The 23,661-nt window shown below is 64.7% G+C and carries 21 protein-coding genes; 18 read left to right on the plus strand and 3 right to left on the minus strand.

The features are described 5' to 3' along the window. The first annotated feature begins 183 nt into the window (after positions 1–183). From F0A16_RS15465 to F0A16_RS15525, 13 genes are all read left to right on the plus strand, one after another. Complete coding sequence (locus tag F0A16_RS15465; protein ID WP_149436305.1) at positions 184–1,755, plus strand: Re/Si-specific NAD(P)(+) transhydrogenase subunit alpha; 1,572 nt, start codon at positions 184–186, stop codon at positions 1,753–1,755. Between the two features lie 18 nt (positions 1,756–1,773). Next, on the plus strand, positions 1,774–3,216 hold the full coding sequence (locus F0A16_RS15470; RefSeq protein ID WP_149436306.1) for an NAD(P)(+) transhydrogenase (Re/Si-specific) subunit beta: 1,443 nt from the start codon (positions 1,774–1,776) through the stop codon (positions 3,214–3,216). A gap of 106 nt (positions 3,217–3,322) precedes the next feature. Continuing rightward, a complete protein-coding gene (locus F0A16_RS15475; RefSeq protein ID WP_149436307.1) occupies positions 3,323–4,402 on the plus strand; it encodes an NAD(P)H-dependent glycerol-3-phosphate dehydrogenase in 1,080 nt (359 codons plus the stop codon). Then, positions 4,402–4,872: a phosphohistidine phosphatase SixA gene (gene sixA / locus F0A16_RS15480; protein WP_149436308.1), complete on the plus strand. Its 471-nt coding sequence runs from the start codon at positions 4,402–4,404 to the stop codon at positions 4,870–4,872. Before F0A16_RS15475 ends, sixA begins: the two co-directional genes overlap by 1 nt. Before the next feature lie 99 nt (positions 4,873–4,971). Continuing rightward, entirely contained in the window at positions 4,972–6,003 is a 1,032-nt protein-coding gene (locus F0A16_RS15485; protein ID WP_149436309.1) for a LacI family DNA-binding transcriptional regulator, read from the plus strand. Positions 6,004–6,194: 191 nt separating this feature from the next. Beyond that, positions 6,195–7,325, plus strand: coding sequence for an L-talarate/galactarate dehydratase (locus F0A16_RS15490; protein ID WP_149436310.1), 1,131 nt, complete (start codon positions 6,195–6,197; stop codon positions 7,323–7,325). 173 nt (positions 7,326–7,498) lie between these two features. After that, entirely contained in the window at positions 7,499–8,827 is a 1,329-nt protein-coding gene (locus tag F0A16_RS15495; protein ID WP_149436311.1) for an enolase C-terminal domain-like protein, read from the plus strand. 306 nt (positions 8,828–9,133) lie between these two features. After that, on the plus strand, positions 9,134–10,135 hold the full coding sequence (locus tag F0A16_RS15500) for a TRAP transporter substrate-binding protein (protein ID WP_149436312.1): 1,002 nt from the start codon (positions 9,134–9,136) through the stop codon (positions 10,133–10,135). A 70-nt stretch (positions 10,136–10,205) separates the two neighbouring features. After that, complete coding sequence (locus F0A16_RS15505; protein ID WP_149436313.1) at positions 10,206–10,727, plus strand: TRAP transporter small permease; 522 nt, start codon at positions 10,206–10,208, stop codon at positions 10,725–10,727. A gap of 4 nt (positions 10,728–10,731) precedes the next feature. Further along, positions 10,732–12,012 carry a TRAP transporter large permease gene (locus F0A16_RS15510; protein ID WP_149436314.1) on the plus strand — a complete coding sequence of 427 codons (1,281 nt, stop codon included), beginning with the start codon at positions 10,732–10,734 and terminating at the stop codon, positions 12,010–12,012. Between the two features lie 76 nt (positions 12,013–12,088). Then, positions 12,089–12,898, plus strand: coding sequence for an NAD-dependent epimerase/dehydratase family protein (locus tag F0A16_RS15515; RefSeq protein ID WP_149436315.1), 810 nt, complete (start codon positions 12,089–12,091; stop codon positions 12,896–12,898). Between the two features lie 78 nt (positions 12,899–12,976). Then, positions 12,977–13,756 carry a FadR/GntR family transcriptional regulator gene (locus F0A16_RS15520; RefSeq protein ID WP_239023855.1) on the plus strand — a complete coding sequence of 260 codons (780 nt, stop codon included), beginning with the start codon at positions 12,977–12,979 and terminating at the stop codon, positions 13,754–13,756. 130 nt (positions 13,757–13,886) lie between these two features. Beyond that, positions 13,887–15,464: an aldehyde dehydrogenase (NADP(+)) gene (locus F0A16_RS15525; protein ID WP_149436317.1), complete on the plus strand. Its 1,578-nt coding sequence runs from the start codon at positions 13,887–13,889 to the stop codon at positions 15,462–15,464. Positions 15,465–15,584: 120 nt separating this feature from the next. Here F0A16_RS15525 and F0A16_RS15530 read toward each other — a convergent pair whose 3' ends face one another. Beyond that, positions 15,585–16,532 carry an AEC family transporter gene (locus F0A16_RS15530; RefSeq protein WP_149436318.1) on the minus strand — a complete coding sequence of 316 codons (948 nt, stop codon included), beginning with the start codon at positions 16,530–16,532 and terminating at the stop codon, positions 15,585–15,587. 240 nt (positions 16,533–16,772) lie between these two features. Between F0A16_RS15530 and F0A16_RS15535 the strand changes: the two genes are divergently transcribed. Genes F0A16_RS15535 through F0A16_RS15545 form a run of 3 tightly spaced genes read left to right on the plus strand, consistent with a single transcriptional unit; the run spans position 16,773 to position 19,530 of the window. Then, positions 16,773–17,579, plus strand: a complete 807-nt coding sequence (locus F0A16_RS15535; protein ID WP_149436319.1) for an alpha/beta fold hydrolase — start codon at positions 16,773–16,775, stop codon at positions 17,577–17,579. After that, positions 17,576–18,457: an alpha/beta fold hydrolase gene (locus tag F0A16_RS15540; protein WP_239023856.1), complete on the plus strand. Its 882-nt coding sequence runs from the start codon at positions 17,576–17,578 to the stop codon at positions 18,455–18,457. The genes F0A16_RS15535 and F0A16_RS15540 overlap by 4 nt, the downstream gene beginning before the upstream one ends. Then, entirely contained in the window at positions 18,454–19,530 is a 1,077-nt protein-coding gene (locus tag F0A16_RS15545; RefSeq protein WP_149436320.1) for a patatin-like phospholipase family protein, read from the plus strand. Before F0A16_RS15540 ends, F0A16_RS15545 begins: the two co-directional genes overlap by 4 nt. Positions 19,531–19,768: 238 nt before the next feature. Here F0A16_RS15545 and F0A16_RS15550 read toward each other — a convergent pair whose 3' ends face one another. Then, complete coding sequence (locus F0A16_RS15550; RefSeq protein WP_149436321.1) at positions 19,769–20,341, minus strand: Smr/MutS family protein; 573 nt, start codon at positions 20,339–20,341, stop codon at positions 19,769–19,771. Positions 20,342–20,528: 187 nt separating this feature from the next. Between F0A16_RS15550 and prmB the strand changes: the two genes are divergently transcribed. Both prmB and aroC read left to right on the plus strand, forming a co-directional pair. Then, a complete protein-coding gene (prmB, locus tag F0A16_RS15555) occupies positions 20,529–21,485 on the plus strand; it encodes a 50S ribosomal protein L3 N(5)-glutamine methyltransferase (RefSeq protein ID WP_239023857.1) in 957 nt (318 codons plus the stop codon). A 35-nt stretch (positions 21,486–21,520) separates the two neighbouring features. Further along, the gene (aroC, locus tag F0A16_RS15560) at positions 21,521–22,612 is read left to right on the plus strand and encodes a chorismate synthase (RefSeq protein ID WP_149436323.1); all 1,092 of its coding nucleotides are present in this window, start codon (positions 21,521–21,523) and stop codon (positions 22,610–22,612) included. Between the two features lie 15 nt (positions 22,613–22,627). Here the strand turns inward: aroC and F0A16_RS15565 are convergent, their stop codons facing one another. Continuing rightward, the gene (locus tag F0A16_RS15565; RefSeq protein WP_149436324.1) at positions 22,628–23,506 is read right to left on the minus strand and encodes a LysR family transcriptional regulator; all 879 of its coding nucleotides are present in this window, start codon (positions 23,504–23,506) and stop codon (positions 22,628–22,630) included. Between the last annotated feature and the right edge of the window lie 155 nt (positions 23,507–23,661).

Genomic DNA, 23,661 nt, shown 5'->3' on the forward strand with positions numbered 1-23,661 from the left:
GATTCGCCTGATGGTTCTCCGGAAAACTGTACCCATCTACCGCAACGCTTGCGATAAGCGATGACGGGCACTTTATTGGCCATGTACTTCCGCGTATGGCCGGGAGTGGTGCGTGATCGCTATATGACTATCGATATATCACGAGGAGTGTCGCTGCATGGCTGACCATGGGGAGAACATCCGATGAAGATTGGGGCGCCCAAGGAGCTCGCCAGGGGGGAAGCGCGTGTTGCGCTGACGCCGGAGAGCGCGCAGCAGATCCAGAAACTCGGGCATGAGAGCCTGATCGAAAGCGGTGCCGGCGTGCTCGCCGGATTCAGCGACGACGCGTACCGTGACGTCGGCGTCAGCGTCGTCGAGGGCGCGGATGCGCTGTGGCGCGATGCCGAAGTCGTGATCAAGGTACGCGAGCCGGCGGCCGAGGAGGTCGAGCGGTTGCGGGAAGGACAGACGCTGATCACGTTCTTCTGGCCGGCCCAGAACGAGGACAATCTCGAACGCTGTCGTGCCAAGGGGGCGACGGTGGTGGCCATGGACATGGTGCCGCGTATCTCGCGGGCCCAGAAGATGGATGCGCTTTCCAGTACCGCCAATATCGCCGGTTACCGCGCCGTGATCGAAGCCGGCAACCAGTTCGGGCGCTTCTTCACCGGGCAGGTGACGGCGGCCGGCAAGGTGCCGCCGGCCAAGGTGCTGATCGTCGGTGCTGGCGTCGCCGGGCTTGCCGCGATCGGTACCGCCACCAGCCTGGGGGCCGTGGTTCGCGCTTTCGACGTACGCCCGGAGGTCGCGGAGCAGATCGAGTCGATGGGTGCCGAGTTCCTGTTTCTCGACTTCGAAGACAGCCAGGATGGCTCGGGAACCGGCGGCTACGCCGCGCCCTCCAGCCCCGAGTTCCGCGAGAAGCAGCTGGCGCTGTTCCGCGAGCAGGCGCCGGAGGTGGATATCGTCATCACCACCGCGCTGATCCCCGGCCGACCAGCGCCCAAGCTGTGGCTGGAAGACATGGTCGCGGCGATGAAGCCCGGCTCGGTGATCGTCGACCTGGCCGCCGAGAAGGGCGGCAACTGCGATCTGACCGTGATGGATGAGCGCATCGTCACCGACAACGGCGTGATCGTGGTCGGCTACACCGATTTCCCCTCACGCATGGCGACCCAGGCATCGCTGCTCTATGCCACCAACATCCGCCACATGCTGACCGACCTGACGCCAGGGAAGGATGGCGTGATCGTTCATGACATGGACGACGACGTCATCCGCGGCGCGACGGTGACCCATGCCGGTGAAGTCACCTTCCCGCCACCGCCGCCCAAGGTCAAGGCGATCGCGGCTGCCAAGCCCAAGGAGAAGGTCAAGGAGCCGACGCCCGAGGAGAAAAAGGCGGCGGAACACGCCGCCTTCCTGGCCCAGAGCAAGCGCCAGGTCGGCATCCTGGCCGCCGGTGGCGTGCTGATGTGGCTGCTGGGCATGGTCGCGCCCGCATCGTTCATGCAGCACTTCATCGTTTTCGTCCTGGCCTGCTTCGTCGGGTTCCAGGTGATCTGGAACGTCAGTCACTCTCTGCATACGCCGCTGATGGCGGTGACCAATGCCATCTCCGGCATCGTCATCCTGGGCGCGATCATGCAGATCGGCTCGGGCAGTGGGCTGGTGACGCTGCTGGCGGCCATCTCGGTGCTGATCGCGTCGATCAACATCGTCGGTGGCTTCCTGGTGACCCGTCGTATGCTCGCCATGTTCCAGAAATCCTGATCCGCGGAGAGAAAGGCAATGTTGCAACACGAGTTTGTTTCCGCCGCGGCGATCGCGGCGAGTATCCTGTTCATCCTCTCGCTGGGTGGGTTGAGCAATCAGGAGAAGGCCAAGCGCGCGGTGTGGTATGGCATCGTCGGCATGGCGATCGCGGTGTTGTTCACCGCGGTGGGACCGCTGATCGGCGGCTATGGCTGGATGATCCCGATGATGCTGATCGGCGGCCTGGCCGGCGCGTGGCTGTCACGCAAGGTCGAGATGACCGAAATGCCGCAACTGGTGGCGGCGCTTCACAGCTTCGTCGGGCTGGCGGCGGTGTTCATCGGCTGGAACGCGGAGCTGGAACGGGCCCGGGTCATGGCGATCAAGGCGGCCGGTGTCTCCTTCGACGGTCTGTCGGCGTTCGCCTCGACATTGGCCCACAAGACGCCGGCGGAGCTGGCCTTTCTGCAGGGCGAGGTGGTGCTGGGCGTGTTCATCGGCGCGGTGACGTTCACCGGCTCGGTGGTGGCGTTCGGCAAGCTGGCCGGCAGGATCGGCGGCAAGCCGCACAAGCTGCCCGGCGGACATCTGCTGAACGCCGGCGCGGTGGCGCTGTGCCTGCTGCTGGCCATCGCCTATTTCAACGGCGCCGGTTTCTGGACGCTGTTGCTGCTGGCGGCGCTGGCGTTCTTCATCGGCTGGCACCTGATCATGGGTATCGGTGGCGCCGACATGCCGGTGGTGGTGTCGATGCTCAACAGCTACTCGGGCTGGGCCGCCGCGGCGATCGGCTTCACGCTCTCGAACGATCTGTTGATCGTCACCGGCGCGCTGGTGGGGTCTTCCGGGGCGATTCTCTCCTACATCATGTGCAAGGCGATGAACCGCAACTTCGTCAGCGTGATTCTGGGCGGCTTCGGCGGGACGCAGGGGCCGGCCGCCGAGATTGAGGGCGAACAGGTCGCGATCGACGCCGCTGGCGTGGCGAGCGCGCTCAATGATGCCGACAGCGTGATCATCGTCCCCGGTTACGGCATGGCCGTGGCCCAGGCCCAGAACGCGGTCAGCGATCTGGTGCGCAAGCTGCGCGCGGCGGGCAAGGAGGTGCGTTTCGGTATCCATCCCGTCGCCGGTCGCCTGCCGGGGCACATGAACGTGCTGCTGGCGGAAGCGCGGGTTCCCTACGATATCGTGCTGGAAATGGACGAGATCAACGATGATTTCGCCACCACCGACGTGGTGATCGTCATCGGCTCCAACGACATCGTCAATCCGGCGGCGCAGGAGGACCCCGCGAGCCCCATCGCCGGCATGCCGGTATTGAAAGTGTGGGAATCGAAGCAGGTGTTCGTCTGCAAGCGCGGCCAGGGAACCGGCTACTCCGGTATCGAGAATCCGCTGTTCTTCAAGGACAACACGCGGATGCTATACGGCGATGCCCGGGCCAGCATCGACTCGCTGGTGGGGATGATCGACTAGCCACTGCCATGGACTGCTGAACCCGCTGCCTGCCATGATCAACGCCCCGTTTTCGGGGCGTTTTTTCGTTACACTGTGGGTATCGCTCATCGTCAATGGAACGACCATGTCAGACAAGCACGGGGCAGAACAGCGCATGCAGGTCGCGGTACTCGGCGGTGGCAGCTTCGGTACTGCCATCGCCAGTATCGCCGCCGACAATGGCGCCGAGGTTCGCCAATGGCTGCGCGACGAAGCCCTGGTCGAGCAGATCAACCGCGAACATCGCAATGGCCGCTACCTGCCCGACTATCCGATCAATCCGGCGGTGGTAGCCTCCACCGATCTGGCTGAGACCGTCGCCAAGGCCGCCGTGGTGTTCATCGCGATCCCCTCCAAGGCGTTTCGCAGTGTGCTGCGACAGGCGCGTCCGCACCTGCGCCCGGAGCAGATTCTGGTCAGTACTACCAAGGGGATCGAGGCCGATGGCTTCAAGCTGATGAGCCAGGTGATCGAGGAGGAGACCGGCTCCTCGCATATCGGGGCGCTGTCCGGCCCCAACCTGGCCGCCGAGATCGCCCAGAAGCATCTCACGGCAACGGTGATCGCCAGCGACGATCCGGTCACGCGGGCCTACGTCCAGGCGGCGCTGGGGTGCAGTTACTTCCGCGTCTACGCGGGCAACGATCGCTATGGCGCGGAGCTCGGTGGCTCGCTCAAGAACATCTACGCCATCGCCGCGGGCATGGCGGCGGCGCTGGGCATGGGCGAGAACACCCGCAGCATGTTGATGACCCGCGCGCTGGCGGAGATGAGCCGCTTCGCGGTCGCGCTGGGGGCCAATCCGATGACCTTCCTGGGGCTCTCCGGCGTCGGCGACCTGATCGTGACCTGTTCGTCCGAGCTCTCGCGCAACTACCGCGTCGGCTACGCCCTGGGGCAGGGGCACGATCTCGACTCCGCCATCGAGGTGCTCGGTCAGGTGGCGGAGGGCGTCAACACGGTCAAGCTGGTCTGCGAGAAAGCCCGCCAGGAGGAGATCTACATGCCGCTGGCCCAGGGGCTCTATCAGGTCATGTTCGGTGGCATCCCGGCCAAGGACATGGCCAAGGCGCTGATGGAGAGCGAGCAGAGCAGCGACGTCGAGTTCATGCTGTCGCGAGAGGCGGTCTCCCGTGCTCACGACCTCGCGCCGGACAACGAGTGATGGGTTGGCTGGCGGTGGTCAGGCATGGCGAGGCGGGGCCCGGGAACCCCGACTCCGAGCGCCGGTTGACCCAGCGCGGGGAGCGCGAGGCGCACGCTGCCGGTCGGTGGTTGGCCGCGCGCCCGGAGCTGCAGGGGGCGGTGGTCTGGGCCAGCCCGTACCGTCGCGCGCAGCAGACGGCGCAGGCCGTGGTCGATGCGACGCATTGCGAACTGGAGACCATCGACACGATAACGCCGGACGACGATGTCGGCGCGCTGATCGGACGGCTGACCCTGTTCGATACGGCGCGGCCCTTGATCATCGTCAGCCATATGCCGCTGGTCGGCGCGTTGGCCGGGCGGCTGGTCGATGGTTCTCCTGGCGCCGGCATCGCTTTCCCCACCGCCGGGGCCGCGCTGCTCGAGGCCGAGGTATGGGCGGCGGGCTGCGCCAGCTTGAAGGCCTTCGTCGGGCCACCATATGCTTGAGGAGCGGATGACGGCCGGGGGCTCCCGCCAGTGTCCGCGGTCGAGAAATGCTTGCGCTACCCACCGAGTCGATAGGCCGCCGAACGAGTCATGACAGCCATGGACGATAGCAGCACCAGACCGCGCTCCTCGCGCTCTACCGGTAGCGCACGGCTGACCGACGTGGCTCGTGTCGCTGGTGTCGCGCCGATGACGGTGTCGCGGGCCCTCAATCGGCCCGAACTGGTCAGCGAGACCACGCGCCTGCGGGTTCAGCGAGCGGTGCTGGAAACCGGTTATGTGCCCAATCGGGTCGCGGGCGCACTGGCGTCGAGTCGAAGCCGGCTGGTGGCGCTGCTGGTGCCGACGGTGGCGCACTCGCTGTTCGCCGAGGTGGTGCAGACGGTGATGGGCGTGCTGGCCCCGCAGGGGTATCAGGTGCTGCTGGGCCTGACCGGCTATACACCGGAGCAGGAGGAGACGATTCTCGAGACCGTGCTGAGCCGTCGCCCCGACGGAATCGTGCTGACCGGTTGTCGTCACTCGACGCTGACGCGCCAGCGGCTCCAGTCGGCCAGCGTGCCGCTGGTGGAGATCTGGGACATGAGCGACGATCCGCTGGACATGCTGGTCGGGTTTTCCCATGAAGCGGTGGGGCGCGCCGTGGCCGAGCATCTGCTGGCACGTGGCTACCGCCGGTTCGGCCTCATCAGCGCGGACGATTCCCGAGCCAGATTCCGAGTTGCCGGATTCGTTGCCGGGCTCGAGGATGCGGGCGAGGGCGAATACCAGCTACGCGAGGTCGGCACGCCCTCGAGCATGCCCTGGGGGCGGGACAAGAGCGCCGAGCTGCTCGACAGCCATTCGCTCGATGCGATCGTCTGCAGCTCGGATATCCTCGCCCTGGGAGTGCTGGCGGAGGCGCAGAGCCGAGACTTGTCGGTACCCGGGCAACTGGCGATCATGGGGTTTGGCGACAGCAGCTATGCAGCTGCCAGCTTCCCGGCGCTGAGCACCGTGCGCATCGACGGCGCCGCCATCGGCCTGCGCGCGGCCGAGCATCTGCTCCAGCGAATGGCCCAGCCGACGTTCGAGCGCGCGGCCCGCACTCTGGACGTCGGCTTTGAGATCGTCGATCGCGACACCACCTGATCGCTCCCGAATCCGCCAGGCGGTCTCCTTTCATCCTTTGGTCGAAACCATCATCGTGACGCTTTGTCATACAAATTGATTGCGCTAACATTTCCTCGTCCACAGCTTGAGTGCTTGGGTGATAGCGCAATCATCCATGGCGTCGAGCCTCCGGGAGCAGAGCCTCTCAGCCACGACAACGAGGAAGCCGAATGTCTAGCGATGCGATCCGCTGGGTCCGTTTTTCGCATGTGCTGTTGCCACTGGCGACACCCATCAGTGATGCCAAGGTACTGACCGGCCGTCAGAAGCCCATGACCGAGGTCTCTTTTCTGTTCGCCGAGATCGAAACCCGCGACGGCCATCAGGGGATCGGCTTCAGCTACTCCAAGCGCGCGGGTGGGGCTGGACAGTTTGCCCACGCCAAGGAGATCGCCCCGGCCATCCTGGGCGAGGACCCCAACGACATCGGCAAGCTGTGGCAGAAACTGGTCTGGGCCGGTGCGTCGGTCGGGCGTAGCGGACTCTCGACGCAGGCGATCGCCGCCATCGATGTCGGGCTGTGGGACCTCAAGGCCAGGCGTGCCGGGCTGCCGCTGGCCAAGCTGCTGGGCGCCCACCGCGACTCCGTGCAGTGCTACAACACTTCGGGCGGCTTCCTGCATACGCCGATCGAAGCGGTCAAGGAGAACGCCACGCGCTCGCTCGAGAACGGCATCAAGGGCGTCAAGATCAAGGTCGGCCAGCCCGACTCGCGCATCGATCTGCAGCGGGTGGAGGCGGTGCGCAAGCACCTGGGCGACGACGTGCCGCTGATGATCGATGCCAACCAGCAGTGGGATCGTGCCACGGCACTGCGCTTCGGCCGTGCCATGGAGCCCTACAATCTGGTGTGGATCGAGGAGCCGCTGGACGCCTACGACGTGGAAGGGCATGCCGCGCTGGCCGCCGCGCTGGATACGCCGATCGCCACCGGCGAGATGCTGGCGAGCGTGGGCGAGCACATGGAGCTGATCAAGCATCGCAGCGCCGACATCATTCAGCCGGACGCGCCACGCATCGGCGGGATCACCCAGTTCCTCAAGCTGGCGACGCTGGCGGATGCCGCCGGCCTGCAGCTGGCGCCGCACTTCGCGATGGAGATCCATCTTCACCTGGCTGCCGCCTATCCGGCCGAGCCGTGGGTGGAGCACTTCGACTGGCTCGAGCCGCTGTTCAACGAAAGCCTGGAGACCCGCGACGGCCGCATGGTGGTGCCGGACCGTCCTGGGCTTGGCATCACGCTAACCGAGCAGGCGCGCAAATGGACCGTGGACAGCGCCGAATTCGGCAAGCGCGGCTGAAAAAGTGCCTGCGCTCGGTCATACGGCGTTAAAAATCGACGCGAAAGTACTCATTTACACCCACGTAAACTCCGTCTTTCGAGTCGACTTTTGCCTTGTCTGACCATCGCTCGGCAACTTTTTACGGAATCAGTTGGGTAATTTCCGACAGTTTGTTGTACGAGGAGTGCGATATGAGTTTCCCCAAAGTGACCAGGATGACGGTGATGCCGGTGGCCGGCTACGACAGCTTCCTGCTCAACCTGAGCGGCGGTCACGCGCCGTGGTTCATTCGTTGTCTGTTGATCCTCGAGGACGACGCCGGCAATCAGGGCGTCGGCGAGATTCCCTCCAGCGAGGACATCCTCAAGGGGCTGGAACAGTGCCGCTCGCTGGTCGAAGGATCGCGGGTCAACGAGGTCAAGCAGACGCTCAATCGCTCGCGACGGCTGCTGGCCAGTAACGGCCGCGAGGAGCGGGGGCGCCAGACCTTCGACCTGCGCGTTGCCGTCCATGTGCTGACCGCCATCGAATCGGCGCTGTTCGATCTGTACGGCCAGGCCCTCGGTCAGCCGGTCGCCGACCTGCTGGGCCGGTTCGGGCGTCAGCGCGACGAAGTCGAAGCGCTGGGCTACCTGTTCCTGCTTGGCGATCCGGATAAGACCGATCTGCCGTATCCCAGGGCCGACAATCCGGTCGATGACTGGGACGAGGTGCGCCGCCAGGAGGCGCTGACGCCGGACGCGGTGGCCAATCTGGCCAAGGCGGCTTATGAGCGTTACGGCTTCAGGGACTTCAAGCTCAAGGGCGGTGTATTGCGCGGCGAGGAGGAGGCCGACTGCATTCGAGCGCTGCACGACGTCTTCCCCGAGGCGCGCTTGACGCTGGATCCCAACGGCGCCTGGAAGCTCGACGAGGCGGTCAGGATTCTCGAGCCGATCAAGGAGATCCTGAGCTACGCGGAAGACCCCTGTGGTCAGGAGGAGAGCTGGTCGGGTCGGGAGACCATGGCCGAGTTCAAGAAACGCACCGGGCTACCCACCGCAACCAACATGATCGCCACCGATTTCAAGCAGCTCCAGTACGCGGTGGCGCTCAATGCGGTCGATATTCCGCTGGCGGACTGCCACTTCTGGACCATGCAGGGCGCGGTCATGGTCGGCGAGCTGTGCGACGAGTGGGGCATGACCTGGGGCTCCCACTCCAACAACCACTTCGATGTCTCGCTGGCGATGATGACCCACGTGGCGGCAGCCTGCCCCGGCAATATCACGGCCATCGATACCCACTGGATCTGGCAGGATGGGCAGCGCCTGACCGAGCGACCCTTCGAGATCCGGGATGGCAAGTTGAGCGTGCCGAAGACGGCGGGGCTAGGGGTCAAGCTCGACATGGACCAGGTGGAAAAGGCCCATGCGCTTTACAAGTCGCTCGATGTGCGCAGCCGTAATGACGCCATGGCGATGCAGTATCTGATCGATGGCTGGTCGTTCGATCCCAAGCGCCCGGCGTTGGTGCGTTGATGCATGGGTTTGGTGACGTTTGACCCGGAAAGATCGGAAAGAAGGCATCCCGGAGGTGTCATCTTTCCCCCTGTTTTGAGATCGAAAGCCACGTCTCCGTGGGGAGCGGTCTGCTTTTCTCAATTAAGGAAAAGAAATCATGAAGTTGTCGCCGCCAATAATAATTTAGAGACAAAATTTTGTTGTATGGCAAAGAATTGTCAGACATTCGTCTGCGAGGCCAAAGTCTAATATTGTATTAAGTATGATGTATGGCAGCCTGTAAAACGATAACAAACAGGCGATCCATCGCTACAGGAGCAGATCATGCCGCAATCTCTTTTCTCGAAAATGACCGTGCCGCTGACGGCACTCTTGGCTGCCGGTGCGCTGATGGGCATTGCCACGAGTGCCTCGGCGGAAGATTGGAGAGGTTGGAACGTTCATCCCGACGGTTATCCCAACTCGCTGGCGTTGAAATCCTTTGCCGACGAGGTCTCCGACAAGACGGAAGGCCGGGTCAACCCTCGCGTCTACAACAACGCGGTGCTGGGCGATCAGCCGGACGCGTTCGATCAGGCGCGGAGCGGGGCGCTGGACTTCGGCAATTTCAACATGGGCCCGATGGGCCCGATCGTGCCGGAAACCGACGTGCTGTCGCTGCCGTTTTTGTTCAACAGCGTCGATCAGATGTATCGGGTCATGGATGGCGACATCGGCCAGCGCTTCGCCGACGCTCTGGCCGAAAAGAACCTGATCGCGCTGTCGTGGTTCGGCTCCGGTGCCCGAAGCTTCTACGACACCGACCACCCGATCGAGGAGCCGGACGACGTCAAGGGTCTGAAGCTCCGGGTCATGAACAACGACCTGTACGTGCAGATGGTCGATGCACTGGGCGGCAACGCGACGCCGATGTCCTACGGCGAGGTATTCCAGTCTCTCAAGACTGGGGTTATCGACGGTGCCGAGAACAACTTTCCGTCGTTCGAATCCAGTAACCACTACGAAGTCGCCAAATACTTCTCCGAAACCGATCATCTGATCATCCCGGAGTGTCTGTGCGTCGCCAAGACGAGCTGGAATGCTCTGTCCGACGAGGACAAGTCGATCGTGCGCACCGCTGCGGAGAACGCCGCCAAGGAGCAGCGGAAGCTTTGGGCGGAGCGGGTCGAGAAGAGCCGCGAGATCGTCGAGAAAGCGGGCGTGAAGGTCAATCAGGTCAAGGACAAAAGTGCGTTTCAGGCCCGGATGGAGCCTATCTACCAGGCGTTCGTCAAGGAACATCCCGACCTGGAATCGCTGATCGACGATATCCGCAACACCCAGTGAAAACAGCAAGGTGACGGGGCCGGGTCGCCGGCGCTCGTCACCCGTTCCCGACATCGACAGGACAACCAACGTGGACAAGGTTCCGGATTCGGCTCCCGCTCCTGGCTCGACATCTGACAGGGTGCTGGATGGTCTGGCACGTCTGTGTCTGATCGTCGCCGGCATTCTGCTGGTGTTTCTCATCTTCTCGTTCGGCTGGCTGGTGTTCGGGCGCTACGTGCTCAACGACACGCCGACCTGGATCGAGCAGTCGTCGCTCTTGATCGTCGTTTACATCACCTGTCTCGGTGCCGCGGCCGGGGTGCGCTTCAATTCCCACTTGAGCATCGATTTCCTGCGGGAGGGCGCGCCTCGCGTGCCCCGCGCGATCATGCATGCCATTGCCGATGGTTTCGTGATCCTATTCGGCGCCTTCATGGCGTGGCAGGGCGGGCTGATGGTCTTGAGCAACGCGGGGCGGCCGATTCCGATGATCGGGCTGTCGGAGAGCTGGCGCGCCGCGCCGCTGGTCGTATGCGGTGTGCTGCTGGTGATCTTCACCGGCGCCAATCTCATCAAACGGTGGTTTTCGAATCCGCGGGCGGGGAGCTGAACCCATGGGACTGGCAATACTCTTCGGTGTTTTCCTGCTCGGCCTGATCGTGGGCGCCCCGATCGCCTTCGCCGTGGGACTCGCCTCGATCGTGACCTTTCTCTACGAAGGGCTGCCGCTGTTCGTGGGCTTCCAGCGTATCGTGTCGGGCATCTCCGTCTTTTCGCTGCTGGCGATACCGTTCTTCATCTTCGCCGGTGAACTGATGCTCCATGGCGGGATCTCGAGCCGACTGGTGCGGTTCGCATCGGCGGCCGTCGGGCGCATGCGCGGCGGGCTCGGCATGGTCAATGTCACGTCGTCGATGCTGTTCGGCGGAATCTCCGGATCGGCGGTCGCCGATACGTCCGCGCTGGGTTCGATCCTGATCCCGGTGATGAAGGAGAAAGGTTACGACACCGACTACGCGGTCAACGTGACCGTCACTTCCTCCATCGCCGGTGTCGTGATCCCGCCGAGCCACAACATGATTCTCTACGCGGTGGCCGCCGGTGGGGGCGTCTCGGTGACGCAGCTTTTCGTCGCCGGCATCGTACCGGGGGTCCTGATGTGCCTCGCCCTGGCGGTTGCGGCCTATGTGGTGGCGGTCAAGCGGGGCTACGGTGGCGAAGCGTTTCCGGGATGGGCGGCCCTGGTGGTCAGCTTCTTCGCCTCGCTGCCCGGTCTGCTGACGGCGGTGATCATCGTCGGTGGCGTGCTCTCCGGCATCCTCACCGTAACCGAGTCGGGGGCGTTCGGCGCCATCTACGCGATCGTGATCACCGGCCTGGTCTACCGCGAGCTGCGCTGGTCGGCGTTCAAGACGGCGGTCTACCAGGCCGTCAAGACCACGGCGCTGGTCATGATCCTGGTCGGCTGTGCCTCGGCATTCTCCTACCTGCTGGCGCTCTACAACGTGCCGGAGCTGCTCGCCGAGGGGCTGACGTCCATCTCCGACAATCCGGTGGTCGTCCTGTTGATGCTCAACCTGCTGTTGCTGGCACTGGGCATGATCATGGACATGGCGCCGTTGATTTTGATCTGCACGCCGATCTTCCTGCCGGTGGCACAGCAGTTCGGCATGGATCCGATCCAGTTCGGCATTCTGATGATGATGAACCTGGGCATCGGGCTCTGCACGCCGCCGGTCGGCGGCTGTCTGTTCGTCGGCAGCGCCATCGGCGGGATCAAGATCGAGCAGACGGTCAAGACCATCTGGCCGTTCTATCTGGCGCTGTTCGCGGTGCTGATGCTGGTGACCTACGTGCCCGCCGTTTCGTTGACCCTGCCGAACTGGCTACAGTGACCCGATCTCCAGTGCCAGGCCCGATCCGGTTCGCGCCTGGCCATCCTGCGACTGATCTGACTCGAGGAGTCCACCGATGTTGAACCGACTGTTGGTCACCGGCGCCGCCGGCGGCGTGGGCCAGGCGATCCGCCCCTATCTTTCCCGGCTGGCCCGAGAGGTACGCCTGTCCGACATCGCCGATCTGGGCGATGCGGCCGATCACGAGGAGCTCGTGGCCTGCGAACTGTCGGATGCCCAGGCCGTCGCCCGGCTCGTCGACGGTTGCGATGGCATCGTCCACCTGGGAGGCATCTCGGTGGAGAAGCCCTGGGAAGGCATCCTCCAGGCCAATATCATCGGGGTCTACAACCTCTATGAAGCGGCTCGCCGGCAGGGCGGGCCGCGAATCGTGTTCGCCAGTTCGAATCACACCATCGGGTACTACGAACGCTCGACGCGCATCGACACCCGGGTTTCCCATCGGCCGGATTCGCTCTACGGCGTTTCCAAGTGCTTCGGCGAGGACCTGGCGAGCCTCTATTTCGACAAGTTCGCGATCGAGACCCTGAGTGTTCGTATCGGCTCCTGCTTTCCCCGGCCCAAGGACACCCGGATGCTGGCCACCTGGCTGGGAACCGAGGACTTCGTGGCGCTACTCGAGCGCGCTTTCCAGGCGCCACGCCTGGGTCACACGGTGATCTACGGCGTCTCGGACAACGAGGAGCGGTGGTGGGACAACCGCCACGCGCAGTTTCTCGGCTGGGTGCCGCGGGAGAGTTCGTCGCCGTGGCGTGCGGAAGTGGAGGCCGAGGCACGGCAACATCCTCAGGACCCGCACGATCCGGCGGTGGTCCACCAGGGCGGAAAATTCGTCGTCCTGGCGCATCCCGACGACGAAACTTGAGCCCGTGGCCGCCAGGCCGAATGGTATGCTGATGGTCTCGAACGTCAGGCAGCGCTGGCGACGCCCGAGTAACTTCGGGTGTCGGACAAGAAAATCGATAAGGTAGGCAGCACGATGGAGCAGACCAAGGCTTGGGAGATAAAGCGTATCTCGTCTCAGGAGAGTCTTTCGCGCCAGATTGCCCGGCAACTGGAGGCGCTGATCACTCAGGAGCGGATCGCGGTGGGGGACAAGTTGCCGACCGAGAGTCAACTGTGCGACATGTTCGGCGTCAGCCGGACGGCGGTGCGCGAGGCGATTGCCCACCTCAAGTCGATGGGGCTCGTCGAGACGCGTCGCGGTATCGGTACGCGCGTGCTGCGCTCCGCGCCGGATCATCATTTTCCCGCTCGTCGCATCAATGCCACCACGGTAGAGGATATCCTGCACGTTCTGGAGATGCGCATCACGCTGGACTCCCAGGCCGCCGCGCTGGCGGCCGAGCGGCACACGCCGGCCGATATCTCGGCGATGGAATTGGCCCATGAACGGTTCCTGGCCGCCTGCAAGACCGACAGCCAGGCGCGTCACGAGGACTATGTGTTTCACCGAGCGGTCGTCGAGGCCACGCACAATCCGTTTTTCGTGTCGCTGTATGATCAGCTACACGAGGGTGCTATCCCTCGCACGAAACTCTTGTCCGTGGAACTCGACCCCGAAGCCGTATCTTACTATCTTGAAAGAGTTGCTCGTGAGCACGCCGAGGTCCTGCAGGCAGTCGTCTCGGGCGAGGCGGAAGCTGCGCGCAACGCCATGCATCGTCATCTTCAGCGGGCGTATGACAACTACGCCGCGTATCAGGATCATTCCCAAACGTGACGCCCACTGGCCCGGACCGACGTCCGGGCCGGCCAACCGCAGTCCATTCGCGTCTACCGCTTTCGGCAAAGGGTGGAGGCGCTGTGTTGGCGTCGGCGTCCGGACATTCAAGCGCTATCCAGGAGGTAACGTGAATCTGACTGGCGAATTATTGATCGGGCAGCAGGCCGTCAAAGGGAGTCGCGATCCAATCGTGGCGATCAATCCGGCGACTGGAGAGCGGCTGCCGACTGAGTTCAACGGGGGAACGGCGGAGGACGTTTCGCGGGCCTGCGAGCTCGCCGGGTCGGCCTTCGATACCTACCGTGAATCCTCGCTCGAGGCACGCGCTAGCTTTCTTGAGACGATTGCCGACGAGATCGAAGCGATCGGCGATGCCCTGATCGAACGTGCGGTGGCCGAATCCGGCCTGCCGCAGGGGCGAATCCAAGGCGAGCGGGGGCGCACCTGCGGGCAGCTCCGGCTGTTCGCCAAAACCGTTCGGGCCGGTGAATGGCTGGGCGTACGGGTCGACCCAGCCTTGCCGGATCGTCAGCCGATGCCGCGCGTCGATCTGCGTCAGCGCCACATCGCCCTGGGGCCGGTGGCGGTCTTCGGTGCCAGCAACTTTCCGCTGGCGTTTTCCGTTGCCGGCGGGGATACCGCGTCGGCGCTGGCCGCGGGCTGTCCCGTGGTGGTCAAGGCGCATCCGGCGCATCCCGGCACCTGCGAACTGGTCGGGCGAGCGGTGCAAGCGGCCGTCAAGCAGTGCGGGCTGCCGGAGGGGGTCTTCTCGATGCTGCACGACTCCAGCTTCGAGGTCGGCCAGGCGCTGGTCGCCGATCCGCGGATCAAGGCCGGCGGCTTCACGGGGTCACGCAAGGGCGGGCTGGCGCTGCTGGATATCGCCCAGCGCCGTCCGGAGCCGATTCCCTTCTATGCCGAGATGAGCAGCATCAACCCGGTTTTCCTGATGCCGGCGGCGCTCAAGGCGCGTGGCAAGGCGCTGGGCGAGGCGTTCGTGGGGTCCCTCAACATGGGGGCCGGGCAGTTCTGCACCAATCCGGGGCTGGTGATCGCGATCGAGAGCCCGGATCTCGATGCGTTCGTCGACGCCGCCGCGCAGGCCGTCGAGGCCAGCGCCGCCCAGACGATGCTGACGCCGGGCATCCACGATGCCTACGACCACGGTGTCAGTGCGCTGGCCGCGAATGCCAAGGTGAGAGAAGTCGCGCGGGGGCAGCAGGGCGACGGCCCCAATCAGTGCCAGAGCGGACTGTTCGTGGCCGCTGGCGAGGATGTGATTGCCGACGAATCGCTCCAGGCCGAGATCTTCGGGGCCTCGTCGCTGATCGTCGCGTGCCGTGACGCCGCCGAGGTCAAGCGCGTGGCCGAGGCGCTGGAAGGCCAACTGACGGCGACCCTGCAGATGGACGATGGCGATCTCGAAGCCGCCAGGACGCTGTTGCCGATCCTGGAACGCAAGGCCGGTCGGATCATGGCCAACGGCTGGCCGACCGGGGTCGAAGTGTGCCATGCCATGGTTCACGGCGGCCCGTTCCCGGCCACCTCCGACGCACGTTCGACGTCCGTCGGCACCGCTGCGATCCTCCGCTTCCTGCGCCCGGTCTGCTATCAGGACTTGCCGGATGCACTGTTGCCGGAAGCCGTGCGCGAGAGCAATCCGCTGAAGCTGCGTCGTCTGCTCGACGGCGAGCGCGAAAGCTGATCTCGGTAAGCCAGTCCCGTGCCGCAACCGGCGCCATAGTGATGACATGATGATCGAAGGCCGCTCTCGCGAGCGGCCTTTTTTTGTCCGGCGTTCATCCTGTCGTGATAGTCGCCCGTGTCATATCAACCCCAGCCATTTCAACAGGAACAGCCCCAGGCTCAGGGTGAACATGGAGGCGAAAGTGGTGATGACGATGATATTGGCGGCCAGTTTGTCGTTGCTCTTGAACGCCTTGGCCATGACGAAACTGGCCGCCGCGCCCGGGCAGCCCAGGTAGAGAAAGATGATCCCCAGCGCCGGGCCCTGGATGCCTACGGCGAGGGCGCCCAGAACGCCGAACAAGGGGACCCACACCAGCTTCCATAGGCTGGCATCGAGGGCGATGGCGCCGCTGCGCTTGAAGGCGGTAATGGAGAGCGTGCCGCCGATACAGATCAGACCCAGCGGCAACGACATGCCGGCAAGATAGCCGCCCGAGGTCATGACCCAACCGGGCAGCTCGAGGTTCGCCAGTGCCACTGGGATCGCGAACACCACGCTCAGAATGAGCGGGTTTCGGGCCAGGTTCTTGATCAGGCTGCGAAAATCGGTGTCTACGTCGTCGCTATAGAACGACAGGATAAAGACCGAGAAAACGTTATAGATGACGATGACGGCACCGGCCAGCACGCCGCCGATGGAGAGGCCGTAGTCTCCGTACTGGCCGGCCGCCAGGGCGAGACCGACGATGCCGTTGTTGGCCCGGAACGCGCCCTGGGTGAAGATGCCGCGCTCTATCCGCGGGTGTCGCCAGATCGCCCAGGCCCAGGCGAGAAAGAAGCTGATGATGGTGTAGCCGATGAAGTAGCCGATCAGCTCCGGTTGCAGTGCACGGCTCAGGTCGGCCTTGACGATGCTGAGGAACAGCAGTGCCGGCATGGTGACCTTGAACACCAGCATCGAGGCCGTGGTGATGAAGTGGGCGTCGATCCAGCCGATGCGCTTGAGACCAAGGCCCAGGAAGACCATCAGGAAGACGGGGAGCGTGATCTCCAGCGTATGGGTAAAGGCGGCCAGCAGCCCCATCGGTCACTCTCCGCCGCGTACCAGCCAGAAGCCGACGATCAGCGCTGCGATCAGCAGGGCCCAGAATAATCGGTTACGCAGGCGAGTATCGCGATGGGATCCTTTGCGAGACACAGTACAATCCTTTTTGGCAGACGCTTCGAACGCGCGTTCGACGAGCGTGTCGACGATAGCGTCGGCAAGGTGAAGCGGTAAAAATGTATAGCCGATAGTCTAAGGGAACAGTCTAAGGGAATTCGGATGTCGATGCTGCCTTATCCACTGGTCTTCGCCCACGCCAACGGCTTCACCGGCGCCAGTTACCGGACGTTGCTGTCGCCGTTGGCGGGCCGTTTCGAACTGCACCCGCTGGATCGTCTGGCCCACGACCCCCGCTATCCGGTCGGACGCAACTGGCTGGCGCTTCGCGAAGAGTATCTCTTTGCGACCGCGCCGCTGGCAGCGCCGGTCGTGGCCGTGGGCCACTCCATGGGCGGGGTGTTGTCGATCATGGCGGCGGCCAAGGAGCCGCAACGCTTCCGGGCCGTGGTGGCACTGGACCCCCCGTTGCTGCTCGGGCGTGATGCCTGGATGTTGAAGGCCGCCAAGCTGACAGGGTTTGTCGATCGGGTGACACCGGCTGGCAAGACGCTGAAACGTCGCGAGACCTGGCCCAGCCGCGACGCCATGGCCGCGGCGTTGCGTCGCCGCTCGCTGTTTCAGCGCTTCACCGAGACCGCCATGAGCGACTACGTCACCGGGGCGACCACGATCGACGATGACAGTGGTGCCACCAGGCTGCGCTATGCGCCCCGAACCGAAGCGGCGGTGTTTCGCCACCTGCCGGATCACCTGGCGTCGGTGCTGCGCAAGCTCGAGGTGCCGCTGACGGTGATCGCCGGCGAGGCGTCGGACCTGTTGACGCCCGGTCGCCGGCGCTCGCTCGAGCGGCTGGGCATTCGACTTCGCTGCGTACCCGGGGGACACATGTTCCCGTTCGAACAACCGGAAGCCACCCGCGAGGCCATCGTCGGGGCCATCGACGAGATGCTGGGAGAGACCGCGTGAGACCAACGGAGATGGTACTAGGAGAAGGGCGGCTGGCGGCATTGAGCTGGGGCGACGAGGCCGCGCCGGCCTGGGTGGCCCTGCACGGCTGGCTCGACAATGCCGCATCCTTCGCTCGGCTGGCGCCAGCGCTGGTCGCCGAGCTGGGCATTCGCCTGGTAGCGCTGGACTTGCCGGGGCATGGTCATTCGCCGCATCGCGGCGAACGCGCCGACTATCCGCTGTGGGGCTACGTCCCCGACGTACTCGAGGCGCTGGACGGGTTGAACCTGCGCGCCGCGACGCTGGTCGGTCACTCGATGGGCGCGGGCGTCGCCAGCCTGATCGCCGCGGCGATGCCGACGCGAGTGGAGCGGCTGGCGCTGATCGACGGGCTCGCCTCGACCACCAACGAACCGGCCGAGACGGTGGTACAGCTGCAGGCGGCCCTGGGGGCACGGGGGCGGCGACGCGGCAGTGCCGGCGACTACCCGAGCGTGGACGACGCCGTCGCGGCGCGGGTTCGTGGCGGGGTCACCCCGATCGATGCGGATACCGCGCGGCCCATCGTCGAGCGGAACCTGGCTAGAGGGGAGGATGGGCGCTATCGCTGGCGTACCGACCGGCGCCTGACCTGGCCGTCGCTGCTGCGCTGGACGCCGGACCAGATGCTGGAGACGGTGGCCGCGATCCGGGCGCCGGTATTGCTGTTGCAGGCCACGGGCGGCGTGTTGGCGGGGCGGCCGCATCTCGGCGATGCCTGCCGTCGGATCGACAGGCTCGAGCGACGGATCGTCTCCGGCGGCCATCATCTGCATCTGGAGCGCATCAGAGTGGCGCAGGTGGCTGCCGAAATCGTACGCTGGCATCAATCGACCGTCGGGGAGTGCGTGTCATGAAACCTCGAGTCTCGTTGGTGGTGGGGAGTGGCGGTGCGCGGGGCTACGCGCATATCGGCGTGATCGAGGAGCTCGAGGCGCGAGGCTACGAGATCGCTTCGATCTCCGGCTGCTCCATGGGTGCCCTGATCGGCGGAATCTATGCTGCCGGCAAGCTCGATGCGTATCGCGACTGGGTCTGTCAACTCGACTATTTCGACGTGCTTCGGCTGGTCGACATCACCTGGAGCGCCATGGGCGCGATGCGCGCCGGCAAGGTGATGACCAAGCTGGAATCGCTGGTCGGTGACATCCGCATCGAGGATCTGCCGATGCCGTTCACCGCCGTGGCGACGGACCTGGGTCGGCAGCGCGAAGTGTGGTTTCAGAGCGGGCCGCTGCTGCGGGCTATCCGCGCCTCGATCGCGGTCCCGGGGATCATTACTCCGGTGCAGGAAAACGGCCACGTGCTGGTCGACGGCGGGCTGCTGAACCCGCTCCCGATCATCCCCACGGTGTCGGTGGAGTCGGATCTGGTGCTGGCGGTCAACGCCACCGCCCAGACGCCGCGGCCGGTAACGCTGGAGGAGTTGCTGCCGCCCGATCAGGCGGCCCAGGAGCACGCCCGCGAGATCGAGCGGGAGGCCGAGGGCAAGAGCTTCAGCGGCTGGCTGAAGAACGTGCGCACGCGGGTGCAGGGCATGGTGTCGTCGTTCAGCGAAGAGGAGGAGGCGTCCGAGAACGTCAGTTGGTCGAGCCAGACCGAGCGCGCCTGGAGCAAGCTGGACATGATGCTGGCCTCGTTCGATATCACCCAGGCCGCGCTGGCCAAGTACAAGATCGCCGGCTATCCGCCCGACATCCTGATCGACGTTCCCAAGAGCGTGTGCGGTGCCTACGAGTTCCATCGGGCGGAGGCGCTGATCGAACTGGGGCGCTATCTCACCGCCCAGGCCCTGGACCGCCATGAGCGCCAGCGCGACCGCACGACGGTGGCGGGCGAGCCGGTCGACGGCCGCCGCCATCCCTCCAGTAGCAGCGACCCCCAGGGGCGGCTGCCACTACCGTTGTCGTCGCCCAAGCGGCACGGTTGAAGGAGACGCGCCACGGCCGCCTTGTGCTCCGGCCCGCTCGGTGAACCAGTCTCTTCGGGGCGCACCACGTGATCTTCCAGTGTCGTGTCTCGCAAGTAACGCGAAGAAATATCGGATGCATGGCGTTGCCAGGCAAGGCGCGAGGAGGCGTCATAGTGGGGTCTATGGCAACGACGAGCAACGCCGCATGGCGGCGCCAGGGACCGATATTATGGGATGGTATTTGTGAGACACCACACTAGCTTTTCGAGTCGGCGCGAGTGCGCAGCAGGACGTAGAGCGCGCCGGTGCCGCCGTCGATGTCGCTCGCCGAACAGAATGCCAGCACGCGTGACCAGTTCTTGAGCCAGGCGTTGACGTGGCTCTTGAGCACCGGGTAGTCCGCGCCGCTGCCGCGATAGCCGCGCGCCTTGCCATGAACTACCAGCACGCAGCGAGTGCGGTTGGCGATGGCATCGTCGATGAACGATTCGAGCTCCAGGCGGGCCTCGTCGAGCGTGTAGCCATGCAGGTCGAGTCCGCCCTCCCAGCCGATCTGGCCACGCTTGAGCTGCGCGAAGGTTCTCGCCGGGAGGTCCGGGATCGAGAACGCCAGGCGCTGATGCGGCGTGACTGCCTCGACGCCGCCGTCGGACAGCCGCGACTGCACGACCGGCGGGGCCTGTTCGGCGGCTTCGCGGCGGGTGTCGGCGTTGATGTCGTTGCGACGTGGCTTGCCGACGGCGGCCCGGTTGACGCTGAGCCGCCTGACGCCGGCGGCTTTCAGTGCCTCGCGGAACGCGTTGTGATCGTCGTCGTCGCCTGGAGTCATGACCGTGGAACCTCTGCTGGCCGCCATCGTGCCGGCTGGAATCGTCGCGCGGCGCAAAGGGTAAACGATTCCGCGCTTCGTGGCTTGTCTGTGGGGACCGGTTGGTGATGAATCAGCCCGGCTGTGAACCCGGCACCCTTGCGGGTACAATCGTCGTCCGTTTTTCAGTCAGATGCGAGCCCCGTCCATGCCCCCTCTGCAGTCGACCTTGACGCTAGCCGACGATGTCATCGTTGCCGATCTGTTCAGCGTGCGTGACTGCCTGCGTTGGGCAACCAGCGAATTCCACGCCCACCGTCTCCATTTCGGGCACGGCACCGACAGCGCCTGGGACGAAGCGGTGGCGCTGGTGCTGGGGGCGCTGCACCTGCCCTGGGACGTCGATCCGGCGGTGCTCGACTCGCGCTTGCTGGGCGTCGAACGCGGACGTATCGTCGCGCTGGTGCGAAGTCGGATCGAGACGCGCCGGCCGCTGCCGTATCTGCTCGGCGAGGCGTTCTTCGCCGGCTTCCCGTTCGAGGTCGACGAGCGGGTGCTGATTCCGCGCTCGCCGACCGCGGAGCTGATCGAACAGGGCTTTTCGGCCTGGTTCGAGGAGATGCCGCCGGCGCGCGTGCTCGATCTCTGCACCGGCTCCGGCTGTATGGGCATCGCCACCGCGCTCCACCTGCCGACCTGCGAGGTGGACCTGGTCGATATCAGCCCGGAGGCGCTGGAGGTGGCAAAAGCCAATATCGTGCGTCACGACGTCGGCCGGCGCGTGCGCGCCGTGGCCTCCGACCTGTTCGAGGGCGTCGCCGGGCAGCGCTACGACCTGATCGTCAGCAATCCGCCCTACGTCGACAGTCGCGATCTGGCGGCGATGCCGGCGGAGTATCGCCACGAACCCGACCTGGCGCTGGGCGCCGGGCGAGACGGCCTGGACATTGTGCGGCGTATTCTGCGCGAGGCGCGGACCTATCTGAACGATGGCGGTATGCTGATCGTCGAGGTCGGCAACTCCCAGCGCCATCTCGAGGCGGCGTTTCCCGAAGTGCCGTTTCTGTGGCTCGAGTTCGAGCGCGGCGGCGAGGGGGTGTTCGCGCTCGGTGCCGAGGATCTCGATGCCTACGCGGACCACTTCGCCGCGTCCCGCCCGGCCTGAACCTGAATCTTTCGTCCATTTCCTGAGGATCGCGCATGTCCGGCAACACCTTCGGCAAACTGTTCACCGTCACCACTTTCGGTGAGAGTCACGGCCCTGCACTGGGTGCCATCGTCGACGGCTGCCCGCCGGGGCTCGAGCTCAGCGAGGCGGATCTGCAGCGCGACCTGGATCGCCGCCGACCGGGTTCTTCTCGCCATACCACCCAGCGCCGCGAGCCGGATCAGGTCAAGATCCTGTCCGGCGTGTTCGAGGGCAGGACCACCGGCACGCCGATCGGACTGATGATCGAGAACACCGATCAGCGTTCCAAGGATTATTCCAAGATTGCCGAGCAGTTTCGCCCGGCCCACGCGGATTACACCTATCACCACAAGTACGGGATTCGTGACTACCGTGGCGGCGGTCGCTCCAGTGCCCGCGAGACGGCGATGCGCGTGGCCGCCGGCGCCATCGCCAAGGCCTGGCTCTCGCAGCAGGGGATCCGCGTGCGCGGTTACATGAGCCAGCTCGGTCCCATCGAGATCGACTTCAAGAGCTGGGATGGCGTGGACGACAACCCGTTCTTCTGCCCGGATCCGGACAAGTTGCCTGAACTCGAGGCATACATGGATCAGCTACGCCGCGACCAGGATTCGGTGGGAGCCAGGATTACGGTCGTCGCCGAGGGCGTGCTGGTGGGGCTGGGCGAGCCGGTCTTCGATCGTCTGGACGCCGAGCTGGCACACGGGCTGATGAGCATCAACGCGGTGAAGGGGGTCGAGATCGGTGACGGCTTCGGTGTCGTGGCTCAACGTGGCAGCGAGCATCGCGATGAAATGACGCCGCAGGGGTTCCTCTCCAATCATGCCGGCGGCGTGCTTGGTGGCATCTCCAGCGGCCAGCCCATCGTCGCGCATCTGGCGCTCAAGCCGACTTCCAGCATTACCCGGCCGGGGCGCTCGATCGACGTTCACGGCGAGCCGGCGGAGGTCGTGACCAAGGGGCGTCACGATCCCTGTGTCGGTATCCGCGCCACGCCTATTGCCGAAGCGATGATGGCGCTGACGCTGATGGACCATCTGCTGCGCCATCGCGCCCAGAACGCCGACGTTCAGGTCGAGACACCGCGCCTTGACCAGATCTGAGAAGCCGCCTCGGCGCTAACCTGCCTTCCTTGCGGCTTCCAGTTCCGCGATCATCGCGCGCCCGGCGTTGGAGAGCGTGCGCTCCCGGTGGACCAGATACCCGAGCCGTCGCTCGATGGGCGGGTGCGCCACCGGCAGTACCGCGATCTCCTCGTCGATCATGCTCTCCGGAAGCACGCTCCAGCCCAGCCCGATGCCGGCCATCATCTTCAGCGTCTCCAGGTAGTTGGTGGAGAGCGCCACATCGATTGCCAGACCGGCCCGATTGAACGAATCCACCACGATGTCGCGCGTGAACGTGAGCGGACCCGGCAGTACTGCCGGGTAGTCCACCAGCGTCGACAACGGCAGCTCGCTGCGCGTCGTCAGCGGGTGTCCGGGCGCGGCGACGAAGCGCAGCTGATCGATCCACACCGGTACCGAATCCACCTGAGGATTGGGACGAGGCGACAGCGTCACGACAGCCAGTTCGATCTCGCCGGCCACGACGCCGTGGTAGGCCTGCTCGGAATCGAGAAAGCGCAGGTCCAGGTCGACGTCCGGGTAGCGCTGCGTGAAGGCCTTGAGAACCGGCGGCAATCGATGCAGACCGACGTGATGGCTGGTGGCGAGCGTCAGGCTGCCTTCGATGCTGCCACTCAGATTGCTCAAGGTGCGACGACTATCCTCTACCAGTTGCAGGATCTGGCGCGCACGTGGCAGCAACAGCCGGCCGGCCTCGGTCAGGCTGACCCGACGATTGATGCGATCGAAGAGTTTGGCGCCGGTCTGGTGTTCCAGCGTGGCGATGCGTTTGCTGATCGCCGGCTGGGTGAGGTGGAGCTGCTCGCCGGCCAGCGAGAAAGAGGTTGTGTCGGCAACCGCGATAAAGGCTTGTAGGCTCTGGGTGTCCATGACATCGATTTCCGGCAGATTAATTCATACATTCTGTTATGGAATCCAAAGCATAATCAAGATGAATTGATTTTATGTATGCGACCGCCGTATCTTGGCTAACCAATCATTCGCGGCGTCACATGACGTCTCGATTCGCAAGCGTTACGTCACAA

Source organism: Salinicola corii (assembly GCF_008298015.1).
GTDB classification, from domain to species: Bacteria; Pseudomonadota; Gammaproteobacteria; order Pseudomonadales; family Halomonadaceae; genus Salinicola; species Salinicola corii.